Genomic DNA, 24,395 nt, shown 5'->3' with positions numbered 1-24,395 from the left:
ACCGAGACGAGCGCCGGGTCCATCGGCGACGATCGGAACCATGATCGAGACGGCAGCGATGATCGGCGTGGCAGCGGCGGCGCTCGGCATGGTGCTCACTCCGGGCCCGAACATGATGTACCTGGTCTCGCGCACCGTCTCGCAGGGACGCCGGGCCGGATTGGTGTCGCTGAGCGGGGTGGCAGCCGGCTTCGCGGTGTATCTGGCGGCCGCGACCGCAGGCATCACCGCGGTGTTCGCGGTGGTCCCCGGGTTGTACCTGGCGGTGAAGGTGGCAGGCGCGGGCTATCTCTTGTGGTTGGCCTGGCAGGCGCTGCGCCCCGGCGGCACCTCGGTGTTCGCACCGATGGCACTGCCCGCCGATCCGACGCGGCGGCTGTTCGCCATGGGCATGGTCACCAATCTGCTCAACCCCAAGATCGCGATCATGTACATGGCGTTGATTCCGCAGTTCGTGGCGCCCGACCACGGGCAGGTGTGGCTGCAGAGTCTGTGCCTCGGCATGGTGCAGATCACGGTCGCGCTGGCGGTGAACTGCCTGATCGTGCTCGGTGCGGGCGGCATCTCGACCTTCCTGACCGGCAGGCCGCTGTGGCTGCGCGTACAGCGGTACCTGATGGGCTCGATGCTCGGCGCCATCGCGGTGCTGCTCGCGACCGACCGCGCACGGCCGACCCCGGCCTGAACGCGCCGGTGACCCCATCCGGCACCGGTAACCAGGGTGTCGCGGATCTCACAGCTCCCCCGTCGTGCAACTCTGCTCGAGCAGAGTGCACTCGGAAGGGAACGGATTCATGGGCGCCGAACTCGACATCATGGCGACACAGTTCGACTCGGCGGTCAATGCCGCACAACGGATCGGCGAGCTGCTCGGCGTGATCGCCTTCGCGACCTCCGGTGCGCTGCTCGCGGTGCGCAAGAACCTCGATATCTTCGGCATGGCGGTGCTGGCTTGCAGCACCGCGCTCGGTGGCGGTGTCATCCGCGACCTGCTCATAGGACGCACACCGCCCTCGGCATTCACCGACCTGACCTACCTCAGCGCATCCCTGCTGACCGCGCTCGTCCTGTTCTTCCGGCACCCGACCAGCCGGCTGACCCGCGGCCCGCTCGAGATCGCCGACGCGGTCGGGCTCGGCCTGTTCTGCGTCACCGGCACTGTCGTCGCCTACTCCCAAGGCACCGGCGCCCCGACCGCGGCGCTGCTCGGTATGGTCACCGCCATCGGGGGTGGCGTGATCAGGGACGTGCTCTGCGGGCAGGTGCCGAGCGTGCTGCGCCCGGACCAGGAGCTGTACGCGGTGCCTGCTCTTTTCGGCGCGGCGACCACAGCGGTGCTATTACATTTCGACGCCTACCGGGCCTGGACGGGTTTCCTCGCGGCACTGATCGCCATTGCGGTCCGGTTGCTCGCGCGCCGCTACCGGTGGCGCGCGCCGCTGGCCAGGCACACCATGCGCCCGGACGGAACATTGCGCTGACAGCCGTGCCTCAGCTCACGCGCACGCCTGCACGCAGCCGCCGGACACCCTCGTCCAGTATCTCGTCCCGTTTGCAGAAGGTGAAGCGCACCAGCCGATTCCATGCCTCGGTGTCATCGGCGAACACGCTGACCGGCACCGCGGCGACGCCGATCCGCTCCGGCAGCTCCCGGCAGAAGGCAAGCCCATCGGAGGCCCCCATCGGGGTGATGTCGGCGCAGACGAAGTAGCCGCCCGCACTGGCCTTCACCTCGAACCCGGTGTCCGCGAGCGCGGCCGAGAGCCGGAGGCGCTTGTCCGACAAAGTGTCTCGCAGACCGGCCACCCAGCCGAGTTCATTGTTCAAAGCGTGCGCGACAGCGGGCTGGAACGGACCACCGGCCACAAACGTCATGAACTGTTTGGCGGCGAGCACACCATCGATGAGATTCGCCGGACCGCACGCCCAGCCGGTCTTCCATCCGGTGACGCTGAAAGTCTTTGCCGCGCTGGACACCACGATGGTGCGCTCGGCCATCCCGGGCAGCGTGGCGATGCTGATGTGCTCGGCGCCGTCGTAGACGAGATGTTCGTACACTTCGTCGGTGAGCACCAGCAGGTCGTGCGCACAGGCGAGGTCGGCGATCGCCGTGAGATCGGCGCGGCCGAGAATGGTTCCGGTCGGGTTGTGTGGTGAATTCACCACCAGCATCCGGGTGGCGGGCGTGATGGCGGCGCGCAGGCTGTCCAGGTCGAGGGCGAAGCGGTCACCGTCGGGCACCAGCCGAGCCGTCCGCCGCGTCGCACCGGCCAAGGCCACCGCGGCTGCGTAGGAGTCGTAATAGGGCTCGATCAGCACGACTTCCTGGCCCGGCTCGACCAGGCCCAGCATCGAGGCGCTGATCGCCTCGGTCGCGCCGACGGTAACCAGCACCTGGGTGTCCGGGTCGTACTGGGTGCCGTAGCGGCGGGCGCGATCGTCGGCAACGGCGCGCCGCAGCACCGGCATGCCGCGCCCCGGCGGGTACTGATTGAGGCCGTCGGCGATGGCCCGCCGCGCGACCTCGAGCATCCCGGCCGGGCCGTCGGTATCGGGAAAGCCCTGGCCGAGATTGACCGCATCGTGGCGGATAGCGAGCTCGGTCATCTCGGCGAAGATCGTCGAGGCGAAGGGGCGCAAGCGGGCGACAGTGGCGGGACGCGTGGGCATATCCGGAGAGTAGCCCAGCGGTCGCTATTGTTGCCATTAGATAGCGAATGGCTATGTTTCACTCCCTATTTGGGCGCTCTACCTGCATGGTTGTGCGTTGTCCCGGCGGCGGCTAGCCTCGCCGTGTTCTACCTCACATCTCGCCGCACGGCGAATCTCGAAAGGGGCGATTATGGCCTCGTACCTCGACCTATTACTGCATCCGGCCGCGTCGGAGGTCGCCGGATCAGTGCTGGGTCTGCTTCGCAACATCGCGCATCTGCTGATCGGAGACTCATTCCTGGGCTTCTCGACACCCGACCTCGGGCTCGGATCATCGACCGGCAACGGCGGCCTCGGGTCATCCACCGGCAACTGGTTCAGCGGTTCGTCGACGGGAAACTGGTTCAACGGTTCGTCGACGCCGTAACCAGCGGGCGATAGAACAGGTGGCGCCAGGGCAGGCGATGAGGGCCAGACCTGGCGTCACTTCACCCGAGATGAACTCCCGACAGCTTGTCGGGATTGGCGATATCGTAAGCGCCCCAGACCAATCCGTCGCGAACCGTGAAGCCCATGATCCTGGTCCGATGGGTGCTGGGCCAATCTCCCGCCACCGACCACCGAACCACAAGACCCAGTTGCCCATTGACCACGGCGAATTCGAGATCGACCGACGGGGTGTCGGTCGAGCCGTCCAGCCCGTACTTGCGGGCAAGACCGAGTAGGAAGCGAGCGATCCGGTCAGCGCCGCCGACCACGTTGATCGCGGTCGCGGTGGTGCCGTTGGCATCGCCGATCATTGTCGAATCCGGATGCAGCGCAGCGGTAACCGCACTGATATCGCCGGAACTCAAGGCGGTCAGCAGCCGCTGCACCGCGGCGTCGTGTTCGTCGTCCGGCACTGCAGTCGGGGTGTGTGCCACGGCCTTGCGCGCACGCACGGCGAGCTGCCGCGCTGCGTCCACGGAGACCCCGAGGATGTCGGCGACCTCGTCGAACGGCACCGAAAGACCGTCGTGCAGAACGAATGCCACTCGCTGCGGCGGCGTCAGTGTGTCCAGCACGACCATGGCCGCGAAGCGGTATTCCTGCTTGCGAACCACCGCGTCCAGTGGGTCGGGTGTGCTGGATGGCGTGATAGCGGTCACCACCGGTTCCGGCAGCCATTGCCCCACATAGCTTTCCCTGCGCACCGCGGCACTGCGCAAGCGGTCCACACAGATTCGGCTCACCACCGTGGTCAGCCAGGCGCGTAGATCCTCGATCTCGGATTGGTGCGCACCCGCCAGCCGCAGGAAGCTCTCCTGCACGGCGTCCTCGGCATCGCCGACGCTGCCCGTCAGGCGGTACCCGACGGAAAGCAAATGTGTCCGATGCGATTCGAACAAGTCGGCGAGAAGAGCGGCAACCATCGGCCCGATTCTACGGTCTACACCACAGCCCGATTACCACGGCATGCGTCCGGTCATGCGAAATCCGGATGATTCCGCGCCTGCCCGCATGACACCATGCTCGGATGGAGGAACGCCTACTGTCCGACGAAACGGTGTGGTTGTCGCCGCCGACTGCGGCCGACACCGACACCATCGTCGAATGCTGCCAGGATCCGGCCATCGCCGCATGGGTGACGATTCCGGTGCCGTACCACCGGGAGCACGCCGAGCAGTTCCTCGACGAGTTCGTGACGCGGGGCTGGGCGGCGGACAACCCGACCTGGGCGCTGCGGCTGCAGGCCGACGGCCCGGTCATCGGCATGATCGCGCTGGGAGCGGTCGACGAGTCGGCGCGCGAGATCGGCTTCTGGCTCGTGCCCGAACACCGCGAACGCGGATTGATGTCGCGCGCGATCACGCTGGTGTGCAACTTCGGCTTCGACCCCGACGGCATGGCCCTTGCTCGTATCACCTGGCACGCCTTCGTCGGCAACCATGCCTCCGCGGCGGCGGTCCGCCGCAATGGTTTTCGCTATGAGGGCCTGGCCAGGCTCGGCGGCCTGCAGCGCGGTGTCCGCCGCGACAGCTGGCTTGCCGCCCGCCTCGCCACCGATCCACCGGGTTATGCGGACGGCTGGCCGCAGGGCGTCTGATCCGTCGATCGGCCGCAGGTCGATACGGCTTACCCGCGAATCGGGCCCACCCGCGGCCGCGACCTCCTAGATTGCAGTAATAGCGGCTGACGAACGGTTTCGATGGATCATCGAAACCATGCTGGTGCGCCCGGATGATCGCATCCTCGAAATCGGGCCGGGGTCGAGCGATTCGCTCGGTTATCTCGCCGAGCGACTGCGCGACGGGCGGGTCGTCGGCGTCGATCGCTCCCCGACCGCGATCGCCCGCGCCGCGAAACGACATGCCGTGCACATCGATTCAGGACGGGTCAGGCTGGTACAGGCCGGGCTCGAGCAACTGCACAAGAAGCAATTGCTCGACGAGATCGGCCGGACGCGGCGGGATTCGACATCATCTTCGCCGTCAATATGAACGTGTTCTGGACCAAGAGGCCGACGGCGGAACTCGCCCTCGTCCGCGACTGCCTCGCCGAGAACGGCAAGCTCTGCCTGTTCTATGGCTACGGCCGGCCGGACGCCGCCGTGTCGACCAGCCCGAAGCCGGCTCCTGGGCACCTCACCGACTACCTGACCGCGGCCGCCTTCGACATCGAGGTCGTGTCCACCGGAGATCTGCTCGGCATCATTGCCACACCGCGATAGCCGAACAGTCGCACCGGTTCTCGACCGTCGTCCATGCCGCGACCCACTGCCACAGCCGAGATCCACACTCGGCCCGGCTTTCACCGAGCTCCACCGCTGGTCCCGGCTCGCACGGAGCGAGTTGCTCCGGCTTTCACCGGGCCCGGGGTGGTATGAGCCGGGGCGTCGCAGCGTGCACCGAAGGCAGTGCGGCCTCAGCTATCCCGTCGCCGCGCGACCGCGTCGGCCAGGTGGTCGAGCTGACGGGCGGTGGTCTCCCAGTCCAGGCAGGCGTCGGTGATGGACTGGCCGTAGGTCAGCTCGTCGGCGTGGCCGAGGGTCAGGTCCTGGCGGCCTGCGACGAGGAAGCTCTCCAGCATCACACCGACAACGCCCGGCTCACCTGCGGCCAGTCGCGTCGCGATATCGGTGACCACATCGACCTGCTTGTTGTGGTCCTTGTTGCTGTTGCCGTGGCTGGCGTCCACCACGATCCGCTGCGGCAGCCCGGCCTTCTCCAGCCGGATGCACGATTCGGCGACCGAGGCGGCATCGTAGTTCGGGCCGGAACTGCCGCCACGCAGGATCACATGGCAGTCGGGGTTGCCGGAGGTGCGGATGAGTGCGGCACGGCCGTCGAGGTCGGTGCCGGGGAACACGTGGCTGGCGGCCGCGGCGCGCACGCCGTCGACGGCCACCTGCACATCGCCGTCGGTGCCGTTCTTGATGCCGACCGGCATGGACAGCGCGCTGCTGAGCTGGCGGTGCACCTGGCTGGCCGCGGTGCGCGCACCGATGGCGCCGTAGGACACCAGGTCCGAGATGTACTGCGGGGTGATCGGGTCGAGGAACTCGCACGCCACCGGCAGGCCGAGCGCGGTGATGTCTACGAGCAGCTTGCGGCCGAAACCGAGACCGGTGTTGACATCGAAGGAGCCGTCCAGGTGCGGATCGTTGATCAGCCCCTTCCAGCCGAGGGTGGTGCGCGGCTTCTCGAAGTACACCCGCATCACCACGTGCAGCCGATCGTCGAGTTCGGCGGCCTTGGCGGCGAGGCGGCGCGCGTAATCCAGCGCCGCGGCGGGATCGTGCACCGAACACGGACCGACGATCACCATCAGGCGATCGTCGTCGCCGTTGAGCACGTCGACGGTGGCCTTGCGGCCGGCACGCACGGTGTCGGCGAGCTGATCGGTGATCGGATGCACCCGACGCACCTCGGCCGGTGAGCGCAATGGGCTCACACTGAGGGTGCGTTGATCATCGAGATCGGAATGCCGCGCATCGACATCGGCAGCAGTAGTCATCGTTGTGGGTTCCTTTACGTCAGGCCGACTCACTGACGGAAACCCGTCGAGCCGGTCGTCATCCGGCTCGGGGTGGAAAGTTGGTCAGCGCAGGAGGTTGCCGCAGACCGACCCACCCGGGGCCGGCTCGCTAAACCAGAAATACACGCGCTGCACGTCGGCGACTGTACCAGGCAGGTACCAACCAGTGAACGCACGGTGCCGCGCGGTCGCGCCGAATGAGCCGAACGTCATGTTCGGCAGCTTGCTGCTACCGATCACGACGTTCGGCTCGGCGCTAGTGCCGAGATGCCGCTCACCCCCACTGGCCGGGCTCATAGCTGCCCGCGGGTGTGCGGGCGATGACGTTCATCCGGTTCCAGGCGTTGATCATCGCGATGGCGGCAATGAGCGCGGCGGTCTGGTCCTCGTCGTAGTGCTTGCGCACCTGGTTCCAGACCTCGTCGCTGACGCTGCGGCCGTCGCCGATGCGAGTGGCCTCCTCGGTGAACGCCAGCGCGGCCCGCTCCGCCTCGGTGAACACCGTCGACTCGTGCCATGCGGCAACGAGGTTGAGCCGCACGGAGGTTTCACCTGCATGTGCTGCATCCTTGGTGTGCATGTCGGTGCAGTAACCACAGCCATTGATCTGGCTGGCCCGAATCTTGACCAGCTCGTAGGTGGCGGCAGGCAGCGCGGAATCACCGATGACCTTGCCCGCCATGGTGAGTCGCTTGGTGAAGCTGGCGGCGACCGGGTTGGCGTAGAGATTCATCCGAGCGTCCATGAGATGACTTCCTTTTCTATTCGATGGCTTCACAGTGAGGACGACACAGCGAAACGATGTGTGACACCGGCTCGAATATGAGCTGGACCACTCGACTCTGCCGTCGTCGACTATGTGCCGGAGCCGGGGCGAGCCGCACCACCCGGCCGCCGATGGTGAGCGCTCCGACTTGCTTGGAAGGCCTTGGTACCGGAGAACGTTCGACGCTGTGCACGACTGACCCAGACCGATACATTCGCTGCGCGGCCCGCAGGCGCAGCGCACTGCCCGGCGCGTCGAACGACCCGCCCCTGCGGCGTGTCAAAACACTATCTTGGCTGGTGAGAGCCGGAAACTAGTACCGTTCTGCCATGGACACGCTCATCTTCGGCGGTTTGCTGGCGGCCATGGTCGCCCTGTTCCAGCAGCGCTCCCGACGGGTCGTGGTCGGTGCGTGGTGGGTGCTGCTACTCGCGGCGGTACTGCTGCTCGCGCATCACATCACCAGCAGTCTCGGACTCGGATTGAGCTACTGATGACGACGATCCGGCCATCGACCACGAGAACGGCCCTCGGCCAGATCCAATACTGGCTCGCGGTAATTTTCGTGATCGGCTGGACCGGCGTCATCTGCGGCGGGCTCGCGTTCCAGTTCGGTGCGTGGGAGTACCCGTGCCCGCTGTGCATCGTGCAGCGCATGTTCATGGCGCTTGCTGCCTTGGGCGCCGCGTCCATTGTGCGCGAGGGCATGAACGGGACGATCGAGGCCCACGATTACACCATGGGCTGGGGTCTGGCCCTAGTCGGTTGTGTCGCAGGCGGTTTCGCGTCTTGGTGGCAGACAATGCTACACATCCTGCCCGGTGATCCCGGCTACGGCGACCCGGTGCTCGGTCTGCACCTGTACGTCTGGGCGTGGATCCTGTTCGTTGCCGCGATCGCGACTATCGGTGTCGTGCTGTCGTTTTCGCACGAAACCGCCGCACCGGCCATCCCGGCCACACCGCACCGCATGGTCGGGCGCATCGCGCTGTGGTTCCTCGCCATCGTGCTGGCGATCAATCTGGTCGCGGTGTTCCTGCTCGAGGGATTCCACTGGTTCCTGCCGGACGAACCGAACCGCTACCAGCTCTTCTACGACCTGCACATCCTGAGCTGAGCCTCGCCCCCGAACGGATTCGGCCGGACGTCCCGTATGCAGGGACATCCGGCCGCCGTTTACTTCCCGAAGCCGTAGGCTACTTGCCGAAGTTGTAGGTGACGCCGGTCAGTTTCTCCGACAGCTCCCACAGCCCACGCGCTACTTCGGCATCCTTCGACGCCGCGCTGGAGCTGGAGCGGGCCGGGTAGCCGCGCAGGCCGAGCCAGCCGTCCGGCCCGTAGAACGCGCCCGGCTCGATCTTCTCGGTGGCCGCGAAAAGCTCTGGCAGCGCGCCCATCTCGGCGCTCTGCGCCAGCAGCCGGTTACCGTAGGCCATGATCGTGTCCTGAACCGATTCGGTGTGCGATTGCAGCTCGGTCGCGGCATAGCCGGGGTGCGCGGCAACCGAGATCTTCGGCGAGCCCGCTGCGGTCAGCCTGCGGTGCAGCTCATTGGCGAACATCAGGTTGGCCAGCTTCGCCTGGCCGTATGCGGGCCAGCGCTGGTACTTGCGGCGCTCCCAGTTCAGATCATCCAGATCGATCTTGCCGGTGCGGTGCGCACCGCTGGATACCGTGACCACTCGATCGGAAATCTTGTCCAGGAGTAGACCGGTCAGCGCGAAGTGGCCGAGATGGTTTGTGCCGACCTGCATTTCGAAACCGTCGGCGGTCCGGCCGAGCGGCACCGCCATCACACCGGCGTTATTGATCAGCACGTCGGCCTTGTCCACCGAATCGGCGAACTCCCGCACCGAGGCCAGGTCGGCGAGGTCGAGCTTGCGTACCTGCGCACGCGCTCCGATCCCGCTCGCGACCCGCTCCCCCTTGGCCACATTGCGACAGGCCAGCACTACCTCGGCCCCCGCACCGGCCAACGCTCGCGCCGTCACGGCGCCGAGCCCGCTGTTCGCACCGGTGACGATGAACGTCCGGCCACTCTGATCGGGAATGTTCAATGTGTCCCAGCCACCCATGTGGGCGAGTCTAGTCCGGTATGAGGGTGAATTCGGCGTGCGCACGGCCCCGCGCGCCCACGTTGCTGTCGCTGCCGTTACTCGACCACCGCCGTTCGACGAATCGACACGGGAGGGCGATTGCCGAGCCACTAATATAGGGTTGCCTAACCTATATTCAGAGACCCGATCCGGCAGTGCGCATCTGCTGTGCTCCCACCTGTGAGGCCGACCGTGACTTCGACACCCACCGCTAGCGACCGCTTGCACCTCGCTCGGAACGGCACCGCCGGCGACGGCTACGTGCCCTTCCCCGCGGCCGACGCCGACGCATTCCGTGCGGCGGGCTACTGGACCGGTCGCCCACTCGATGATCTGCTGCGTGCCACGGCGCGACAGCATCCGGATCGCACCGCACTGCTCGAAGGCGACGGCGGGCGCAGCTACGCGCAACTCGATGCCGATGCCGACCGCATGGCGCACGGGCTGATCGCGCTGGGGATTGCGCCGGGCGATCGAGTCGTCGTGCAGTTGCCGAACGTGCCGGAGTTCGCGACCGTGCTGTTCGGGCTGCTCCGTGCGGGGATCATCCCGGTGCTCACATTGCCCGCGCACCGCCGCGCCGAGATCGAACACCTGGCCCGCCTTTCCGGTGCGGTCGCCTATCTCATCGCCGACCGCCTCGGCGACTTCGACTACCGGGACCTCGCAGCGACCGTCCAGCAGTCCGTCCCGACTGTGCGGCACGTGCTGGTGCTGGGCGATCCGGGAACCTTTACCGACCTGAATTCTGTTCCACGCAACGGTGATTCGCTGCCGACCATCGATCCGAGCGATATCGCGCTGATGCTGGTCTCCGGGGGGACGACGGGCCTGCCGAAGCTGATCGCCCGCACCCACGACGACTATGTCTACAACGCCACCGCGAGCGCCGAGGTGTGCGAACTGACCGAGGCGGACGTCTACCTCGCGACACTGCCCGCGGCACACAATTTCCCGTTGGCCTGCCCCGGCATCCTCGGCACCATCGGGGTGGGCGGCGCGATCGCCTTCCTCACCGATCCGAGTCCGGAAAATGCCTTCGCCGTGATCGAAAGGCACCGGGTCACGGTCACGGCCGTGGTTCCGCCGCTGGCCCAGTTGTGGTGCGCGGCAACCGAATGGGAGGAGGCCGATCTCGGATCGCTGCGGCTGCTCCAGGTCGGCGGCGCCCGGCTGGCCGAGGTGAATGCCCGCGACGTCGAGCCCGCGCTCGGGGTGCGGTTGCAACAGGTGTTCGGCATGGCCGAGGGCCTGCTCAACTACACCCGTCTCGACGATTCCGCCGACACCGTATGCACCACCCAGGGTCGCCCGCTCTCCGCTGCCGACGAGGTCCGCGTGGTGGATGCCGACGGCAACGATGTCGCTCCCGGCGCCGAAGGCGAGCTGCTCACCAAGGGCCCCTACACCATTCGCGGCTACTACCGCGCCCCCGAGCACAATGCCCGCGCTTTCACCCCCGACGGCTACTACCGCAGCGGAGATCTGGTCCGGCGCCTCCCCACCGGCCACCTGATCGTCTCCGGCCGTATCAAGGACGTCATCAACCGCGGCGGTGAGAACATCTCCTGCGACGAGCTGGAAGAACACCTGCTCGCCCACCCCGCCGTTCGGCACGCCGCTGCGGTCGGCCGGCCCGACGCCGCCCTCGGCGAAAAGGTCTGCGCCGTACTGGTGGTCGACGCCGCCATGCCAACCCTGGCCGAGGTCAAGACCTTCCTCACCGACCGCGGTCTAGCCACCTACAAACTCCCCGACCTCCTGCGGCAGGCCGACTCCCTGCCCCTCACCGCTGTCGGCAAGATCGACAAGAAGGCCCTGCGCGCCGAAGCCTGACGGCGAACGCAAGAGGCCCGGCCGACTTTCCGACGGCCGGGCCTTTCGCAGCGGATCCGGCTGCTAGGCCTTCACCACATACGGGGCGATACTGCCCAGCTTTTCGCAGGTCTCCTCGAACTCGCGCTCGGGCAGCGACTGGCCGACGACGCCGGCGCCCGCACGCAGCCACGCGCCCTCGGTGTTCTGGTAGACCGCCCGCAGGACCAGCGTGGCCTCCATGGCACCGGTCGGGGAAATCGTCACCACCGCACCGGAATACAGTCCGCGGGGTGCGCCGTCGAGGCGGAATACGGAGTCGACGCCCTCGCGCTTCGGGATACCGGACGCGGTGACCGAGGGGAACAGCACCTCGAGCGCATCCCAGCTGGAGCGGTCGGCGGCGAGCCTGCCGCGCACCGTGGAGGCGAGGTGCTGGACGCTGCCGCGCTCGCGCACCGCCATGAAGTCCGAGACCGCGGGCGTCCCGGGGTCGGCGACGGAGGTGATCTCACCGAATGAGGTCTGCACCGAAATAGCGTGCTCGACAATTTCTTTCGGGTCGGTAATCAGATCGGCCCTGGCCGCCATGTCGGCACCGTGGCCGCGCCCGAAGGCGCGGGTGCCGGCCAGCGGTTCGGTGGTGACCACCCGATCCTGGTCCACCGAAGCGACCAGTTCCGGACTGAAGCCCGCCGCCTCGAGTCCGCCGAGCCGCAACAGAAACGAGCGCGCCGGGGTGTTGTTGGCGCGACCGAGCCGGTAGGTGGCGGGCACGTCGACCACGAAAGGCAACTCGACCTTCCTGGACAGAATGACCTTCTGGTAGCGGCCAGAACGGATTTCGCGGACCGCTTCGGCGACCCGATCGCGGTATCCGGTCGGATCGGGGCGGACGTCCGTCGGATGCGCCTGCGGCAGTTCGCTCTCCTGCGAGACCGCGATGAGATCGTGGATATCGCAGGTCTCGGCCGGGGTGGCACCCGAGATGCGCACACCGAATTCGCCGATCGCCACTTCGATGCGCGGAATCATCAGGTGCGCCAAGGACGTCCGCGGATGCAGATGCGCGGTGGCCTCCAGCGCCCACGCGCAGAATTCGAATCCGATCCAGCCGTATGCCTGGCGGCTGCCGAGCGGCAGCGCGCCCAGCGCGCGGTCGATGACGCTCGCGGGGCTGCCGTCCCACACACTGGTGGTGGTCTGTCCCTCCCACACCACGCGCAGCTCGTGCGCGTCCAGTTCCACACTGCCGAGCGGATCGGCCGCGAAGACCCATTCACCCGGGCGCTCGTACATGACGTACTCGCCGAACCGATCGGCGGCAGCCAGCCAGGACATCGCTGCCGCCGGATCGGTCACGTACTCCAGGCGCAAACGTTCCGTGGTCGACAACGATCCTCCAAAGGTAATGCTGACCTAACTTTGAGAAGTAAGGTTAGCATTACCTGGCTAGGCCGGAAGTGTGCCGACAGCCACAGCAACCGCCGCCCGTTCGACACTCAACAGACTCTCCGCACTGTGCTCGGCGTGATACGCCGCACCGCCCCCACGCAGCCCGAACAACCGCTTGCTGTAGACCAACCACGCCACCGCCGCGATATTGAGCACCAGCGCACCGATCCGCAACGCGGTGATCTTCTCGGTCAGCTCGTAGATCTCCAAGGGCAGGAACAGACTCGTCGCGACGACCGCGAAGTACTCACCCCAGCGTTTGACCAGCCACAACCCGACCGCCTCCAGCATCTGTAAACCCGCATACGCGAGGATGCCGAACCCGATCCACAGCAAGGTCGTGTGCGACAGGTCGAACGCCTCGCCGGCCAGCCGCACGAGCTTGGATCGGTCGATGTCCCAGCCGATCTGATCGGCGAACGGCCGCAACAGCGGCAGATCCTGATCGAATGCCGCCCGCATGGTCTCGCGGGAGGAGCGGAATTTGAAGACGACCACCGCGACCGCCACCAGGAGCAGACCACGCAGCAACCGCTCGATCGCCAGCGCACGCATCAGCCAGCGGTCCCGCAGCAATCTGCCGCGCGGCACCTCCGGCGCGTGATCGGCAGGCCCCGAGCCGACCGGGTCGCCAGGCACGAAGGTGCCACACCGCAGGCACCGCCAGGCCTCCCCGGCGACCGTATCGACGCGCAGCCGATCCCGTAGTTCGGGCTCGTCCGGCGCGTAGGTGTAGTGGCCGTGCCAACCGCATGTGCGCAACGCCCAGTCCATGCGCGCAGCCTAATGGGCACACCGGACGCGGTCGGACCGAAGCCACGCGCGGACCGGCAAAGGTCAGGACGCCGCCCAATGGGCCCGACAGCCGAAACACGGCGAACTCGCGAGCCGGAGTTCCTGCGCGGAATGCCGTGGCGGGCTTGAATAGGGGGATCGTCAGTTGCGGAGGGATCTGGTCATGATTGATCACCGCGGGGACTCACCCGCGCAGGCTCAGCGAGCAACGACACCCGGATCGGTGGTGGCCCTCGTCGACGCGAGCTCCAGAGTCGAACGCGAGCTCGTCGGCGCCTGGCTCACCGACGACGGCATCGCCAAGGAATTCGGCGTGCACGCACCCGTCACCCAATTGGACTTGGACGCGGATGCCATCGCCACCCGGCTGGCAGGCCGCAGCGACGATCCACTCGTCGTCCCCGTGCGGGTGCTGTGGCTGCCCCCCGAACGCGACGGGGTCCGCCGTGTCACCTTCGCCGACATGGCGCTGCTGAGCAATCCGCGCAAGCCGCACTGGCTTGCCCAGCGCAGATTGATCGGCAAGTCGCCGGACCGCCACGTCGTGCTCACCGGGCAGCCCGCGCTGCTCAGCGAGTTGCGCGCCAACAACCCCGAGGCCACCGCGATGTTCATCGCGGGCTCCGCAGAGCCGTTCGCCCGCGCCATTGTGCGCGCCGCGCTCGTGGTGCTGGAACGCGCCGAACGCAATGTGATCGGTGATCGGTACAAGGTGCCGCGGCTGGTGGCCGAGGAGATCCTCGACTCTCCCGACTTCCTGCACCGGCTCGACGTCATCGCCGACCAGATCGGCGCAAGCCCGCACGAGGTGTACCGCAGGGCCGAGAAGGGGCTGCAGGAACTCGTTGCCGCACAGAGCAGGCTGGTTTCGGACCTGTTCACCCAGGCGATGCGGCCGGTGCACGCCTCTACCTGGAAGGTGCACACCGAGGAATCCGGGCTCGCCGGACTGCGGACCCTCAACCGGCGTTATCCGCTGGTCTTTCTACCTTCGCACCGCTCCTACGTCGACGCATTCGTGCTGGGTGATGTGCTGGCCCGCAATGATTTTCCGCCGAACCATGTGATCGGCGGCGCGAACCTCAGCTTCTGGCCGATGGGCCCCATCGCCCGGCGCACCGGCACCGTCTTCATCCGGCGCAGCTTCGGCGACGACGAGGTCTACAAGGCGGTGGTCGAGGAATACTTCGCCTACCTGCTCGCCAAGCGATTCAACCTGGAGTGGTACTTCGAGGGCGGCCGCACCCGCACCGGCAAGCTCCGACCGCCGCGCTACGGGCTACTGAATTATCTTGCCGCCGCTGTCCGTTCGAATCGCATCGACGACGTCATGCTGGTGCCGGTGTCGATCACCTATGAGCGGCTCAACGAACTCGGCGCCATCGCCACCGAACAGGTGGGCGGGCAGAAGAAGCCCGAGGGCCTGGCCTGGCTGGCGCGCTACATTCGCAGCCAACAGCATTCGGCCGGACACGTCTATGTGAGCTTCGGCGAACCGCTGTCCGCGCGCGACCGGCTTGCGGCGTATGGCGATCCGCTCGTCACGCCACCGCTGTCCATTCCGCTACACAGCACCGATTCGGCGCTGGATGGGCCGGGCTCCACTGCCGCCGAGGAAGAGATCGCCGAACGGGAACGAAAGGCCGTGCAGCGGCTGGCGTTCGAGGTCGCCGTCGGCATCAATGCCGTCACCCCGATCACGGTGAACGCGCTGGCCACCCTGGCACTGCTCGGTGTGCACGGACGCGCGCTGACCCGCGGCGAGGTGCGCGCAGTGCTCGATCCGGTGCTGAACTACATCGAGAAGCGCGCGCTGCCCAGCGGTGAGCTCGACGCGCTGCGCGACGAACAGAGCCTCGCCGTGGTGCTGGAACAGCTGTCGCTGGCCAAGGTTGTCACCGTCTATCGCGGCGGGCTGGAACCGATCTACTCGATCGAGGCGGGCGCCCACCTGGAAGCCGCGTTCTACCGCAACAGCGCCGTGCACTGGTTCATCAACCGCGCGATCCTCGAACTGTCCATCCTGACCGCGCTCGACACACCAGCACCGAACCAGCTGAAGGCAGGCTGGGACGAGGCGTTCCGCCTGCGCGACCTGCTGAAGTTCGATTTCTTCTTCCCCGAACGGTCCGAGTTCGCCGAACAGATGACCACGGAAATGCTGGTGCTCGAACCGGATTGGAACACCCACACCACCGAGGACACCTTCGGCACCGATGTGCTCGCCACCCTCACCGCCTCCGGATTCATGATGGCGCACCGCACCTTGCGTTCCTTCTTCGACGCGCAACTGGTGGTGGCAGAACGGCTTGCCGCCCGTGACCCCGCCGAGGAGATCGACCGCAAGCTGTTCATCGACGAGTGCGTCCGGGTCGGCAAACAGATGATGCTGCAGCAGCGGCTGCACAGCCCGGAATCGGTATCGACCGAACTATTCACCAGCGCACTGAAACTCGCGGACAACCACGGGCTGCTGACACCGGTCGGGCGGGATTCGGCCAAACGCCGGGCCGAATTGACCGAGCGCAGACTCGAGTTCGCCGAACGACTGCGCGCCATCGGCAACCGTATTTCCCAGGCCGCCACCTTGGATCCGTCGAACCGACTAGTGCAGGAGCCGTGATGGGTGCGCGCAACACTACGGCGCAGGAGGAAGGCGCGACTATTGCGCACAGCGAGACTGCGCCAACGGATCTCGATGCGGCGATCGCCGCGATCCGGTCGGGCCCGCAGGGACCCGAAATCGCCGCTGTCTTCGACTTCGGCGGCACCATCGCGGACGGGTTCGCCCGGCCCTCGCTGTTGCGGCGCGTCTTCCGGCCGAACGCCCCGACAGCGGCCACAACGCTGCTCGGCGGCATTCGCAACGGCCTCACCGACGGCGAGTACGGACGGTTCGTGCACCTGTCCATGCACGCGCTGGCGGGGCGGCCGGAGGCGGAACTCGACGCGCTCGGCCAACGTCTCTTCGAACGATCCATCTACGGGCGCCTGTATCCCGAAGCATGGCAGCTCATCCGAGCCCATGAGGCCGCCGGGCACACCCTGGTGCTCGCCACCTCGCTGACCAGGTTCCAGGTGGCGCCTGCGGCCGCCGCACTCGGCATCGAGCACGTGCTGTACACCCCGATGGCGACCAGCGAAGGCATCCTCACCGGCTACGTCGAGGGAAAGACGTTGTGGCGCAACGGCAAGTCCGATGCGGTCGGCAGTTTCGCGGCCGCAAGAGGCGTCGACCTCGGCCGCAGCTATGCCTATTCGGACACACTCGCCGATCTGCCGTTGCTGTCGCTGGTCGGCCATCCGGTGGCGGTGAACCCCGATAAACGGCTCAGCGTGGTAGCCACCGAACAGGATTGGCCGAAGCTGACGTTCCGGCCACGGCAGACCCCGAGCCCGGCCGACTACGGCCGGACGATCGCGGGATTCGCCGCACTCCTCGGCGGCGCCTTCCTCGGCGTGATCGCCAAGTCCTACACACGGCAGCGCAGAAAGATGGCCGATGGACTGATGGCCTACGCGACGCGCGGCACCCTCGGGGCTATCGGTGTGCGAATCCGCGTCTCCGGCGCGGAGCATGCGCGGACACCGCGGCCTGCGGTATTTCTCTTCAACCATCAGAGCCAATTCGACGTCATCATCGTGCCCAAGGTCCTGGTGGGCGGCGTCACCGGCATCGGAAAGAAGGAACTGACCCGCAATCCGATATTCGGGCCGTTGATGCGTTTCGTTGGAGTGACATTCATCGATCGCTCGAATACCGAGCAGGCGAAGGCCGCGCTAGCGCCGGTGGTGGAGACGCTGCGCGCGGGTCTATCCATCGCCGTCGCCCCCGAAGGCCATCGCTCGTACACACCGAGCCCGCTGCCGTTCAAGAAGGGCGCGTTCCATATCGCGCTACAGGCCGGTGTGCCGGTGATCCCGGTGGTGATCCGCAACGCGGGCGAAATCTCGTGGCGCAATTCGATGGTCGCACGCAAAGGCACGGTCGACGTCGCGATCCTCGCGCCCATCGATGTGAGCGGCTGGGATCCCGACGATATGCAGGACGAGGTCGAGTCGGTACGACAGCTCTACCTCGACACGCTGCTGAACTGGCCGGAACCGGACGCGGACTAGCCCTTTCGAGCAAAACCAGACGAGCGTTGTCGAACAAAGCCCAGCGCCCCGCATTCGAGTACGACGCGGGACCCTGGGCGTTCGGCTACACCTTGCGACCGAAGAGCAGCTTCCACGGCATCAGGGCCGACTCCAGCTGCACCTTGAGGCTCATCTTCGATGCGCCGAGGGTGCGCTCCTCGAAACGGATCGGCACCTCGGCAATCGTGATGCCCTGTTTGATCGTCCGATAGTTCATCTCGACCTGGAACGAATAGCCGTTGCTGCGGATCGAGGCGACGTCGATCGCGCGCAGCGTATCCGCCTTCCACGCCTTGAAACCGGCGGTGGCGTCCTTCACACCGAGCCGCAGAATCAGGTTCACGTAGAAATTGGCCCACGACGAGAGCGCTTTGCGATACCACTTCCACTCCGCGGCGGTCGACCCGCCCGGCACGTAGCGCGATCCGAGAACCACGCCGGCATCGGTGGTGGTCAGCTTCTCCAGCATGGCCGGAATCACCTCGGCCGGATGGGATAGGTCGGCGTCCATCTGGATCACCACGTCGGCACCTTCGTCCAGCGCCCGGGTGATCCCGGCGATGTAGGCCCGGCCCAATCCGTCCTTCTCGGTGCGATGCAGCACGCCGACGACGTTCGGCAGCTCGACCGCCAACTTGTCGGCGACCTCACCCGTCCCGTCCGGCGAATTGTCATCCACCACGAGCACATGCAGGTCGGGCACTGGCAGCGCCGTCAGCCGCTCCACCGCAACCGGCAGATTTTCCCGCTCGTTGTAGGTCGGCACAACAACGGTAACCCTCAAGGGTCGCCCTCCCTGCTCACCTGTCAGCTCCGAGCCCACGACAGGACCCCGAGCATTCGTCTGATTTCAGGAAACCGTACTTGATCGACCTAAACAGCACCTGAGCGCACTCCCCGACGTTCCGTCAACTTTCGTCCCACCTCCGGGGCCGAACCAGATACCTGTGCAACACTCGCTCGGAAATGCCTCGGGCGCATGGACATTCTGTTGCCTGCACCACGGCCGGTCCGCTCGCCGGGCTTTTCCTGGTTCACACCCGAACGAAACTGCTCGACCTTCCAGCGAGCTGCTCGGCGTGTCGAACGACGACAAGGACGCATTTCGCTCCTGGACCGCCGTCGTCGTCGACGACTCGGCCAGCATCGAGACGATGCCCGTCGGCGACGACAAGACGCAGTCCGCGATGGTCTGACCCGGTTGTGCGCGGCGCCCGTCGTGTCACAACGACGTGCACCGCGCCGCGGTTTTCCTCATTCGCCCTCGCGCCACGACCGATCCCGCGCATCCTCGCGCTCATTGCGCGCACGCACAATCTCCAACGCCCGCTCAGCGGTGGCCTGATCCGGATACGGCCCCATCCGATCCCGGAACCAACACTGCCGCCCCTGCTCGGCCCGGTTGTGCTTCAGGCAGTAATACCAGCGCTCAGCCATACCCCCAGCATCCCACCGATCCCCCAGCCGATCCGAGATTTCGGGCAAAGCCCGACACAACCGTTGGCCTGGGACGAAGGTGACCACATCGGTAGGCCCGAGGGCCGAACGTGACCCTGATCCGGGAGCCGGACTACTTCAGCCGACGATATGAGCCCAGGGTGTACTCAACGGCCGGCGCCAACGTGGCATACGGATGCACTGCCATGTTTCTCCACCCGAAGAGCTGACGAGCGCATCCGATCAACTGGTCCGAGCAACAACCAACACCGAGGTAATCCGCAGACTGTGATCAGCGTTACAGACGCCGTGCGACATACGTGCAACATCGGGCGGAAAACAGCGGTCACCCACGGACACATGCCCCAGCAGGGGTATAGACGCGAAAGATCCCCCTGACCACGTGCAATGTCAAGGGGATTTGGTGGCCAGGGCCGGGATCGAACCGGCGACCTTCCGCTTTTCAGGCGGACGCTCGTACCAACTGAGCTACCTGGCCGCAGGCACCCGTATTGAATGCCATACGCGAAGTGCCGGATTGCTCCGGCACTTATCTTGCGACCCTGACGGGACTCGAACCCGCGACCTCCGCCGTGACAGGGCGGCGCGCTAACCAACTGCGCCACAGGGCCTTGCGTGCTACCAACGATCCGAAGACCGTACCCCCTACGGGATTCGAACCCGCGCTACCGCCTTGAAAGGGCGGCGTCCTAGGCCGCTAGACGAAGGGGGCTCGTCCTGGATTCCTCCAGACCGGCTTTCAACGGGTATCCGTTGGGAGCTCGGTTAGCTTATGACAGACCGGTAGCGCTTTCCAAACCGGCTGGTCACAGCCCTAAACCGAGGTCTTCCAGGCGAGCTCGAGCCTGCCACCCATCCTTGCGGAACTTCTCGGCCCACTCCGGAGTGGCCATGGCCTCGACGATCACCTCGAGCGCCTCCTGGAACCGGGCGCGCAGATCCGCCCCGCCGCCGAAGAGGTCCACCATGTAGCGCTGACCCGCGAGTGCGGCGGCCAACGTGCGGGTGAAGCGATCCGGGTCCGCGTCGGTGCGCAGCTGCCCTTGCTCGACGGCACGGACAGTGAGCATCCTGGTGGCGCGGCCGAGAATCCGTCCACCACCGGTTTGCACGTCCCGATAGAAGTCGGGCTCGATGATCAACCGGTACTCGGCCTGGACGATGATGTCGTGCTCCAATCGCAGCGCCATCTCGTCGATCATGCCGTGCAGGATGTCCAGCGCACCGAGATCCGTTCTGATGAGCCAACGTTCGGCCGAGGCGCGATAGCGCTCGACCGCCGTCTCCAGTACGGCGCGAGCCAGATCTTCCTTGGAATCGAAATGAAAGTACATGGCGCCCTTGGTGGCGCGCGATCCTTCTAATATGCGGTTGAGCGATGCAGCGGCATAGCCGCTCTTCCCGAACTCAACGGCGGCGGACCTGATAATCGCCGCGCGTGTCCGGCGGGCCCGCTCTTGCTGCCGTGCCATGCTCGAAACGCCTCCGAAGCCTACTCGCCGCCAATCGATGCCCCCCAAAGGAACAGACCCTTGGCGCGAAGTTATGAGTTTTATCAATACTTCAAACCGGGTTTTCGCCCAGTTTCAAACTTTCGGTACGAAAACTTGCGATAAACCTAAAAAACACCAGCTGGTATAGTTTCCCTGCCCGGGTGCGCCGCAGGGGGTGCGCACCCGGGTATTTCTTTGTCTCGGATCTGCCTCCCCCGGCGTCGATTCGTAGTTCGCCACGATCGGCCATACCGGTCGCGACACGTTCGAACACAACAACGATAGGCCGAATTCCGGAACGCCGGGCAAGACGGCGATTCTTCCGGTATTCACCAAGTCGTCACCGTACCCGGAATCGTCATCCGACACGCGGCAAACTGGAGAGTAGGGTTGCAAGCAGACTCGACTATCTGTTACGGCAAACATTCCGCAATCAACTCGGGTCGCCTGCTCGATTCCCGAATTCGACAGCGTCGCAGCCACGTTCACTCGAGTCGACCGGCCGACCGATGACGTGTCCATTCGACGCGCGGCACCAGCCCGCGCCGACGACGCGCTCCCCCGAGCTTCGGCCCGCGCCCCCCGCAAATCCAAAGACTTTGGTAGACAACATGTTTCGATGATATCCATGTCTCGGCGAAATGAACAAAGCTGGGTACCAAATGTTTACCGGCAGCATCGTCGCGCTCGCACCCTTTGTTACCCGCTGCCACACCGCCTCTCGGCGACGCCGGCACGGTGCAGGCACCAGCCGCGTCCGGCCGCATCGGACGCGCCGCCGCCCCGGTTACCGGATACGCGCCAGGCCCACTACACTGTCCCTCCGCGCCCCTATAGCTCAGTTGGTAGAGCTACGGACTTTTAATCCGCAGGTCGTAGGTTCGAGCCCTACTGGGGGCACCTTGTCGGGCGTCCGGTTCCGTACCGGACGCCCGACCTGTCTCATCGATGGGCGACGCGCCCGCTCCGGCCACGAAACACCACATCACCCGCGGGGTTTCCCCTACTGTGGGCGCGCACCTGTACATCCTGGACACCATCCACGACAGGCGGAGCTGATGACTTCTTTCGATGATTTGCTCTCCCAGGTACCCATACCCCAGATCGCCGAGAAGCTCGGCGTCGACCAGAGCACCGCGACCAACGCGGTCAAGGCGGCGCTACCGACGCTGCTCGGCGGATTGCAGGCCAATGCCACCCAGCCGGAAGGCGCCGCCTCGCTGGTCGGCGCGCTCGACAACCACGGCGACCTCGTCGAAGGCGAGGGCCAGGTCGATATCGATAAGGTCGACGTCGCGGACGGCTCGAAGATCGTCGACAACGTCTTCGGTGCAGAGAAGAACACGGTGATCAGCGCGCTCGGCGCCACCGAGGGCACGGGCGGCAACGACCTGGTGTCCAAACTGCTGCCGATGCTCGCCCCGATCGTGCTCGCCTATCTGGCCAAGCAGCTGACTGGTGGCGGCGGTGGCACCGGCGCACCGCAGACACAGGCAGGCGGCGGTGGCATCGGCGACCTGCTCGGCGGGCTGCTCGGCGGCGGCAGCAACAGCGGCGGCATCGGCGGCGCGATCGGCGAGGCACTGGCCAAGAACTCAGGTGGCGCTTTGGCGAACGTGCTCGGCAGTCTGTTCGGCGGCAAGCGCTGAACCAGCGCTGCGACACTCGATGTCGGCCGGGCAAGCCGGTCCCGCCGCCAGCGGCAGTCCCGCATCAAGGCACACTGTGTGATCGAGCACGCTGGGCTAACAACTCTCGGCCCGTAGCGATATTCCCCTCGTTGCGGGCCGAAGCCATAGACTCGACGCGGTCGCCGAGCGCCAACGAAGGCGTATGACGTGCATCACCAGGGCATCGATTGTCAGACAGATGCGTTTCGCATCACACTTACGGTGCCGTAAGGTATGGCCGCATCGGCACGGTCCTACCTTGGGGGGACGACCTGCAAGAGCGCACGCACACATGAAGGGCATATGCATGGCAAGGGATCTGACTCAACTCGAGCTGCTCACGGAGTTGGAGCCGGTTGCCGAAGAAAACGTCAACCGGCACCTCTCCCTGGCAAAGGAATGGCATCCGCACGACTATGTCCCGTGGGACGAAGGCCGCAATTTCGCGGTACTCGGCGGGGTGGATTGGGACCCGGAGCAGTCCCGGCTGAACGAGGTCGCCAAGGCGGCCATGATCACCAACCTGCTGACCGAAGACAACCTACCCTCCTACCACCGTGAGATCGCCGAGAACTTCTCTCAGGACGGCGCATGGGGCACGTGGGTGGGCCGCTGGACCGCCGAGGAGAACCGCCACGGCATCGTCATGCGCGACTACCTGGTTGTCACGCGCGGCGTCGATCCGGTCGCCCTCGAAGAGGCGCGCATGATCCACATGACCAACGGCTTCGCCTCGCCCACCGAGGCCGACGCGGGCTTCCTGCACTCGGTCGCCTACGTGACCTTCCAGGAACTCGCCACCCGGGTCAGCCACCGCAACACCGGCAAGGTCTGCGACGACCCGATCGCCGACCGCATGCTGCAGCGCGTCGCCGCCGACGAGAACCTGCACATGATCTTCTACCGCAACATGTGCGGTGCGGCGCTGGATCTGTCGCCGGATCAGTCCATCGAGGCGATCACGTTGATCCTGGAGAACTTCCAGATGCCGGGCGCAGGCATGCCCAACTTCCGTCGCAACGGCGTGCTGATGGCCAAGCACGGCATCTACGACCTGCGCCAGCACCTCGAAGAGGTGGTGCAGCCGGTCCTCAAGAAGTGGGACATCTTCGAACGCACCGACTTCACCCCCCGTGGTGAGGCGGTCCGCGATCGACTCGCGATCTTCCTGGAGAAGCTGGCGGGCGACGTGATCAAGTTCGAAGAGCAGCGCGACCGCATGCTGGCCCGCGAGGCGAAGAAGCGCGAGCTGGCCGGGGTTGCCGCGGGCTGATCCCCACCGACATAAACGCGCCGCCGCCCGGATATCCGGGCGGCGGCGCGTTTATGTCCCGCTATCTAGTTATTGCCATGGCGAGCTATTTCATCGGGGCAGTGCACCGTCGACGCCGCCGACATCGGTGATCTTCCAGCCCGAGTTCTTATCCAGCGTGACGTTGTAGGTCACCGAGGTCTGCGCACCCTCCGGGCTTTGCGCATTCGTCGAACTCACGTTGACGAATACATTCACCTTGAAGATGCCGTCCTGTTCCGACATCACCTTTGCGGTGATCGGCGTGGCCGTCGAGGTCCACTTCAGCGGCACCAGAATCTGTTCGAGTTTGGGCCCTGTCGCGTCGAACTTGTTGGCCAGCTGCGGCGCGGTATTCGCCTTCAGCTTCGCGACCCAGGCATTGATGTCCTGATAATTGACCGTTGCCGCGCCGACCGAGTATTCGGTGGCGACCTGCTCGGCTTTCCGGTCGTCCGTGGCGTGATCATTTCGCTGGGTTATATCGTGTCGAGCCGACCACAGCAGTCCGCTCAGCACACAGACCGCGACGACGAGCGCAGCAATGACGGCGCCCCGGATTACCGTCGAAATCCGGATCGACACCGTTCCTGGGCGGGCGGACTTCGCGTCCGATGCTGCCGCGGTTGTCGATGCGGTTGGCTGTCCCGCCGTCGGCGCGCCTGTCGCGGCGTCGTCCCCGCCCGTACCGGTGTCTTCGATCCGTGCTGTCATGCGGCCTCTCCGATGAGTCTGGTGTGTCGAGAC

24 protein-coding genes and 4 tRNA genes are annotated in these 24,395 nt (G+C 66.0%); 14 read left to right on the top strand and 14 right to left on the bottom strand.

Annotated elements, in window-relative coordinates; genetic code table 11:
• The first annotated feature begins 40 nt into the window (after positions 1-40).
• Together OHA42_RS08680 and OHA42_RS08675 are read left to right on the top strand one after the other, a co-directional pair.
• On the top strand, positions 41-685 hold the full coding sequence (locus tag OHA42_RS08680; protein WP_406236006.1) for a LysE family translocator: 645 nt from the start codon (positions 41-43) through the stop codon (positions 683-685).
• Between the two features lie 109 nt (positions 686-794).
• Positions 795-1,481: a trimeric intracellular cation channel family protein gene (locus OHA42_RS08675; RefSeq protein WP_328408879.1), complete on the top strand. Its 687-nt coding sequence runs from the start codon at positions 795-797 to the stop codon at positions 1,479-1,481.
• 10 nt (positions 1,482-1,491) lie between these two features.
• Here the strand turns inward: OHA42_RS08675 and OHA42_RS08670 are convergent, their stop codons facing one another.
• On the bottom strand, positions 1,492-2,670 hold the full coding sequence (locus tag OHA42_RS08670; RefSeq protein ID WP_328408877.1) for a pyridoxal phosphate-dependent aminotransferase: 1,179 nt from the start codon (positions 2,668-2,670) through the stop codon (positions 1,492-1,494).
• Positions 2,671-2,842: 172 nt separating this feature from the next.
• Between OHA42_RS08670 and OHA42_RS08665 the strand changes: the two genes are divergently transcribed.
• Positions 2,843-3,079, top strand: a complete 237-nt coding sequence (locus tag OHA42_RS08665) for a hypothetical protein (protein ID WP_406236003.1) — start codon at positions 2,843-2,845, stop codon at positions 3,077-3,079.
• 61 nt (positions 3,080-3,140) lie between these two features.
• Here the strand turns inward: OHA42_RS08665 and OHA42_RS08660 are convergent, their stop codons facing one another.
• Positions 3,141-4,064, bottom strand: a complete 924-nt coding sequence (locus tag OHA42_RS08660; RefSeq protein ID WP_406236001.1) for a sigma-70 family RNA polymerase sigma factor — start codon at positions 4,062-4,064, stop codon at positions 3,141-3,143.
• Between the two features lie 104 nt (positions 4,065-4,168).
• Here OHA42_RS08660 and OHA42_RS08655 point away from each other — a divergent pair, with 104 nt between their 5' ends.
• The 3 genes from OHA42_RS08655 to OHA42_RS08645 all read left to right on the top strand — a co-directional run bounded on the left by OHA42_RS08655 (position 4,169) and on the right by OHA42_RS08645 (position 5,362).
• A complete protein-coding gene (locus OHA42_RS08655; RefSeq protein ID WP_406235999.1) occupies positions 4,169-4,738 on the top strand; it encodes a GNAT family N-acetyltransferase in 570 nt (189 codons plus the stop codon).
• A gap of 118 nt (positions 4,739-4,856) precedes the next feature.
• Entirely contained in the window at positions 4,857-5,132 is a 276-nt protein-coding gene (locus OHA42_RS08650) for a class I SAM-dependent methyltransferase (protein ID WP_406235997.1), read from the top strand.
• Positions 5,129-5,362, top strand: a complete 234-nt coding sequence (locus OHA42_RS08645; protein WP_406235995.1) for a hypothetical protein — start codon at positions 5,129-5,131, stop codon at positions 5,360-5,362. Before OHA42_RS08650 ends, OHA42_RS08645 begins: the two co-directional genes overlap by 4 nt.
• Before the next feature lie 194 nt (positions 5,363-5,556).
• On the opposite strand, the gene OHA42_RS08640 is transcribed toward OHA42_RS08645, so the two are convergent.
• Complete coding sequence (locus OHA42_RS08640) at positions 5,557-6,648, bottom strand: 3-deoxy-7-phosphoheptulonate synthase (RefSeq protein ID WP_406235993.1); 1,092 nt, start codon at positions 6,646-6,648, stop codon at positions 5,557-5,559.
• Positions 6,649-6,943: 295 nt separating this feature from the next.
• Positions 6,944-7,414: a carboxymuconolactone decarboxylase family protein gene (locus OHA42_RS08635; protein ID WP_406235991.1), complete on the bottom strand. Its 471-nt coding sequence runs from the start codon at positions 7,412-7,414 to the stop codon at positions 6,944-6,946.
• A gap of 350 nt (positions 7,415-7,764) precedes the next feature.
• Between OHA42_RS08635 and OHA42_RS08630 the strand changes: the two genes are divergently transcribed.
• Both OHA42_RS08630 and OHA42_RS08625 read left to right on the top strand, forming a co-directional pair.
• On the top strand, positions 7,765-7,929 hold the full coding sequence (locus tag OHA42_RS08630) for a DUF5993 family protein (RefSeq protein ID WP_406235989.1): 165 nt from the start codon (positions 7,765-7,767) through the stop codon (positions 7,927-7,929).
• A complete protein-coding gene (locus OHA42_RS08625; protein ID WP_406235987.1) occupies positions 7,929-8,552 on the top strand; it encodes a disulfide bond formation protein B in 624 nt (207 codons plus the stop codon). The genes OHA42_RS08630 and OHA42_RS08625 overlap by 1 nt, the downstream gene beginning before the upstream one ends.
• Before the next feature lie 79 nt (positions 8,553-8,631).
• Here OHA42_RS08625 and OHA42_RS08620 read toward each other — a convergent pair whose 3' ends face one another.
• On the bottom strand, positions 8,632-9,510 hold the full coding sequence (locus OHA42_RS08620) for an oxidoreductase (RefSeq protein ID WP_406235985.1): 879 nt from the start codon (positions 9,508-9,510) through the stop codon (positions 8,632-8,634).
• Positions 9,511-9,723: 213 nt separating this feature from the next.
• On the opposite strand from OHA42_RS08620, the gene OHA42_RS08615 reads away from it, so the two are divergent.
• A complete protein-coding gene (locus OHA42_RS08615; protein WP_406235983.1) occupies positions 9,724-11,367 on the top strand; it encodes a (2,3-dihydroxybenzoyl)adenylate synthase in 1,644 nt (547 codons plus the stop codon).
• Positions 11,368-11,430: 63 nt separating this feature from the next.
• On the opposite strand, the gene nbtS is transcribed toward OHA42_RS08615, so the two are convergent.
• Both nbtS and OHA42_RS08605 read right to left on the bottom strand, forming a co-directional pair.
• A complete protein-coding gene (nbtS, locus tag OHA42_RS08610; protein ID WP_406235981.1) occupies positions 11,431-12,741 on the bottom strand; it encodes a nocobactin biosynthesis salicylate synthase NbtS in 1,311 nt (436 codons plus the stop codon).
• A 57-nt stretch (positions 12,742-12,798) separates the two neighbouring features.
• Positions 12,799-13,575 carry a DUF2127 domain-containing protein gene (locus tag OHA42_RS08605; protein WP_406235979.1) on the bottom strand — a complete coding sequence of 259 codons (777 nt, stop codon included), beginning with the start codon at positions 13,573-13,575 and terminating at the stop codon, positions 12,799-12,801.
• A 184-nt stretch (positions 13,576-13,759) separates the two neighbouring features.
• Here OHA42_RS08605 and OHA42_RS08600 point away from each other — a divergent pair, with 184 nt between their 5' ends.
• Together OHA42_RS08600 and OHA42_RS08595 are read left to right on the top strand one after the other, a co-directional pair.
• A complete protein-coding gene (locus OHA42_RS08600) occupies positions 13,760-16,219 on the top strand; it encodes a glycerol-3-phosphate 1-O-acyltransferase (RefSeq protein ID WP_406235977.1) in 2,460 nt (819 codons plus the stop codon).
• Positions 16,219-17,715, top strand: a complete 1,497-nt coding sequence (locus tag OHA42_RS08595; protein WP_406235975.1) for an HAD-IB family hydrolase — start codon at positions 16,219-16,221, stop codon at positions 17,713-17,715. Before OHA42_RS08600 ends, OHA42_RS08595 begins: the two co-directional genes overlap by 1 nt.
• Positions 17,716-17,800: 85 nt before the next feature.
• On the opposite strand, the gene OHA42_RS08590 is transcribed toward OHA42_RS08595, so the two are convergent.
• From OHA42_RS08590 to OHA42_RS08565, 6 genes are all read right to left on the bottom strand, one after another.
• Positions 17,801-18,502 carry a polyprenol monophosphomannose synthase gene (locus OHA42_RS08590; protein ID WP_328412712.1) on the bottom strand — a complete coding sequence of 234 codons (702 nt, stop codon included), beginning with the start codon at positions 18,500-18,502 and terminating at the stop codon, positions 17,801-17,803.
• A gap of 488 nt (positions 18,503-18,990) precedes the next feature.
• Positions 18,991-19,173 carry a hypothetical protein gene (locus OHA42_RS08585; RefSeq protein ID WP_328408850.1) on the bottom strand — a complete coding sequence of 61 codons (183 nt, stop codon included), beginning with the start codon at positions 19,171-19,173 and terminating at the stop codon, positions 18,991-18,993.
• 422 nt (positions 19,174-19,595) lie between these two features.
• Positions 19,596-19,672: transfer RNA gene (locus OHA42_RS08580), tRNA-Phe, on the bottom strand.
• 59 nt (positions 19,673-19,731) lie between these two features.
• Positions 19,732-19,805, bottom strand: a tRNA-Asp gene (locus OHA42_RS08575).
• A 28-nt stretch (positions 19,806-19,833) separates the two neighbouring features.
• A tRNA-Glu gene (locus OHA42_RS08570) sits at positions 19,834-19,906 on the bottom strand.
• A 94-nt stretch (positions 19,907-20,000) separates the two neighbouring features.
• Positions 20,001-20,666, bottom strand: a complete 666-nt coding sequence (locus OHA42_RS08565; protein ID WP_406235973.1) for a TetR family transcriptional regulator — start codon at positions 20,664-20,666, stop codon at positions 20,001-20,003.
• 848 nt (positions 20,667-21,514) lie between these two features.
• Between OHA42_RS08565 and OHA42_RS08560 the strand changes: the two genes are divergently transcribed.
• The 3 genes from OHA42_RS08560 (at position 21,515) to OHA42_RS08550 (ending at position 23,630) form a co-directional block, all read left to right on the top strand.
• A tRNA-Lys gene (locus OHA42_RS08560) sits at positions 21,515-21,587 on the top strand.
• A 158-nt stretch (positions 21,588-21,745) separates the two neighbouring features.
• On the top strand, positions 21,746-22,336 hold the full coding sequence (locus OHA42_RS08555; RefSeq protein WP_406235971.1) for a DUF937 domain-containing protein: 591 nt from the start codon (positions 21,746-21,748) through the stop codon (positions 22,334-22,336).
• A 328-nt stretch (positions 22,337-22,664) separates the two neighbouring features.
• Positions 22,665-23,630, top strand: a complete 966-nt coding sequence (locus OHA42_RS08550) for an acyl-ACP desaturase (RefSeq protein WP_406235970.1) — start codon at positions 22,665-22,667, stop codon at positions 23,628-23,630.
• A 90-nt stretch (positions 23,631-23,720) separates the two neighbouring features.
• On the opposite strand, the gene OHA42_RS08545 is transcribed toward OHA42_RS08550, so the two are convergent.
• Entirely contained in the window at positions 23,721-24,362 is a 642-nt protein-coding gene (locus OHA42_RS08545) for a hypothetical protein (protein WP_406235968.1), read from the bottom strand.
• Positions 24,363-24,395 lie beyond the last annotated feature (33 nt).

This window comes from Nocardia sp. NBC_01009, from assembly GCF_045208035.1.
Lineage (GTDB): Bacteria > Actinomycetota > Actinomycetes > Mycobacteriales > Mycobacteriaceae > Nocardia.
Note: the sequence above shows the minus strand (reverse complement) of the source record. Positions and strands in the feature narration are given on the sequence as shown.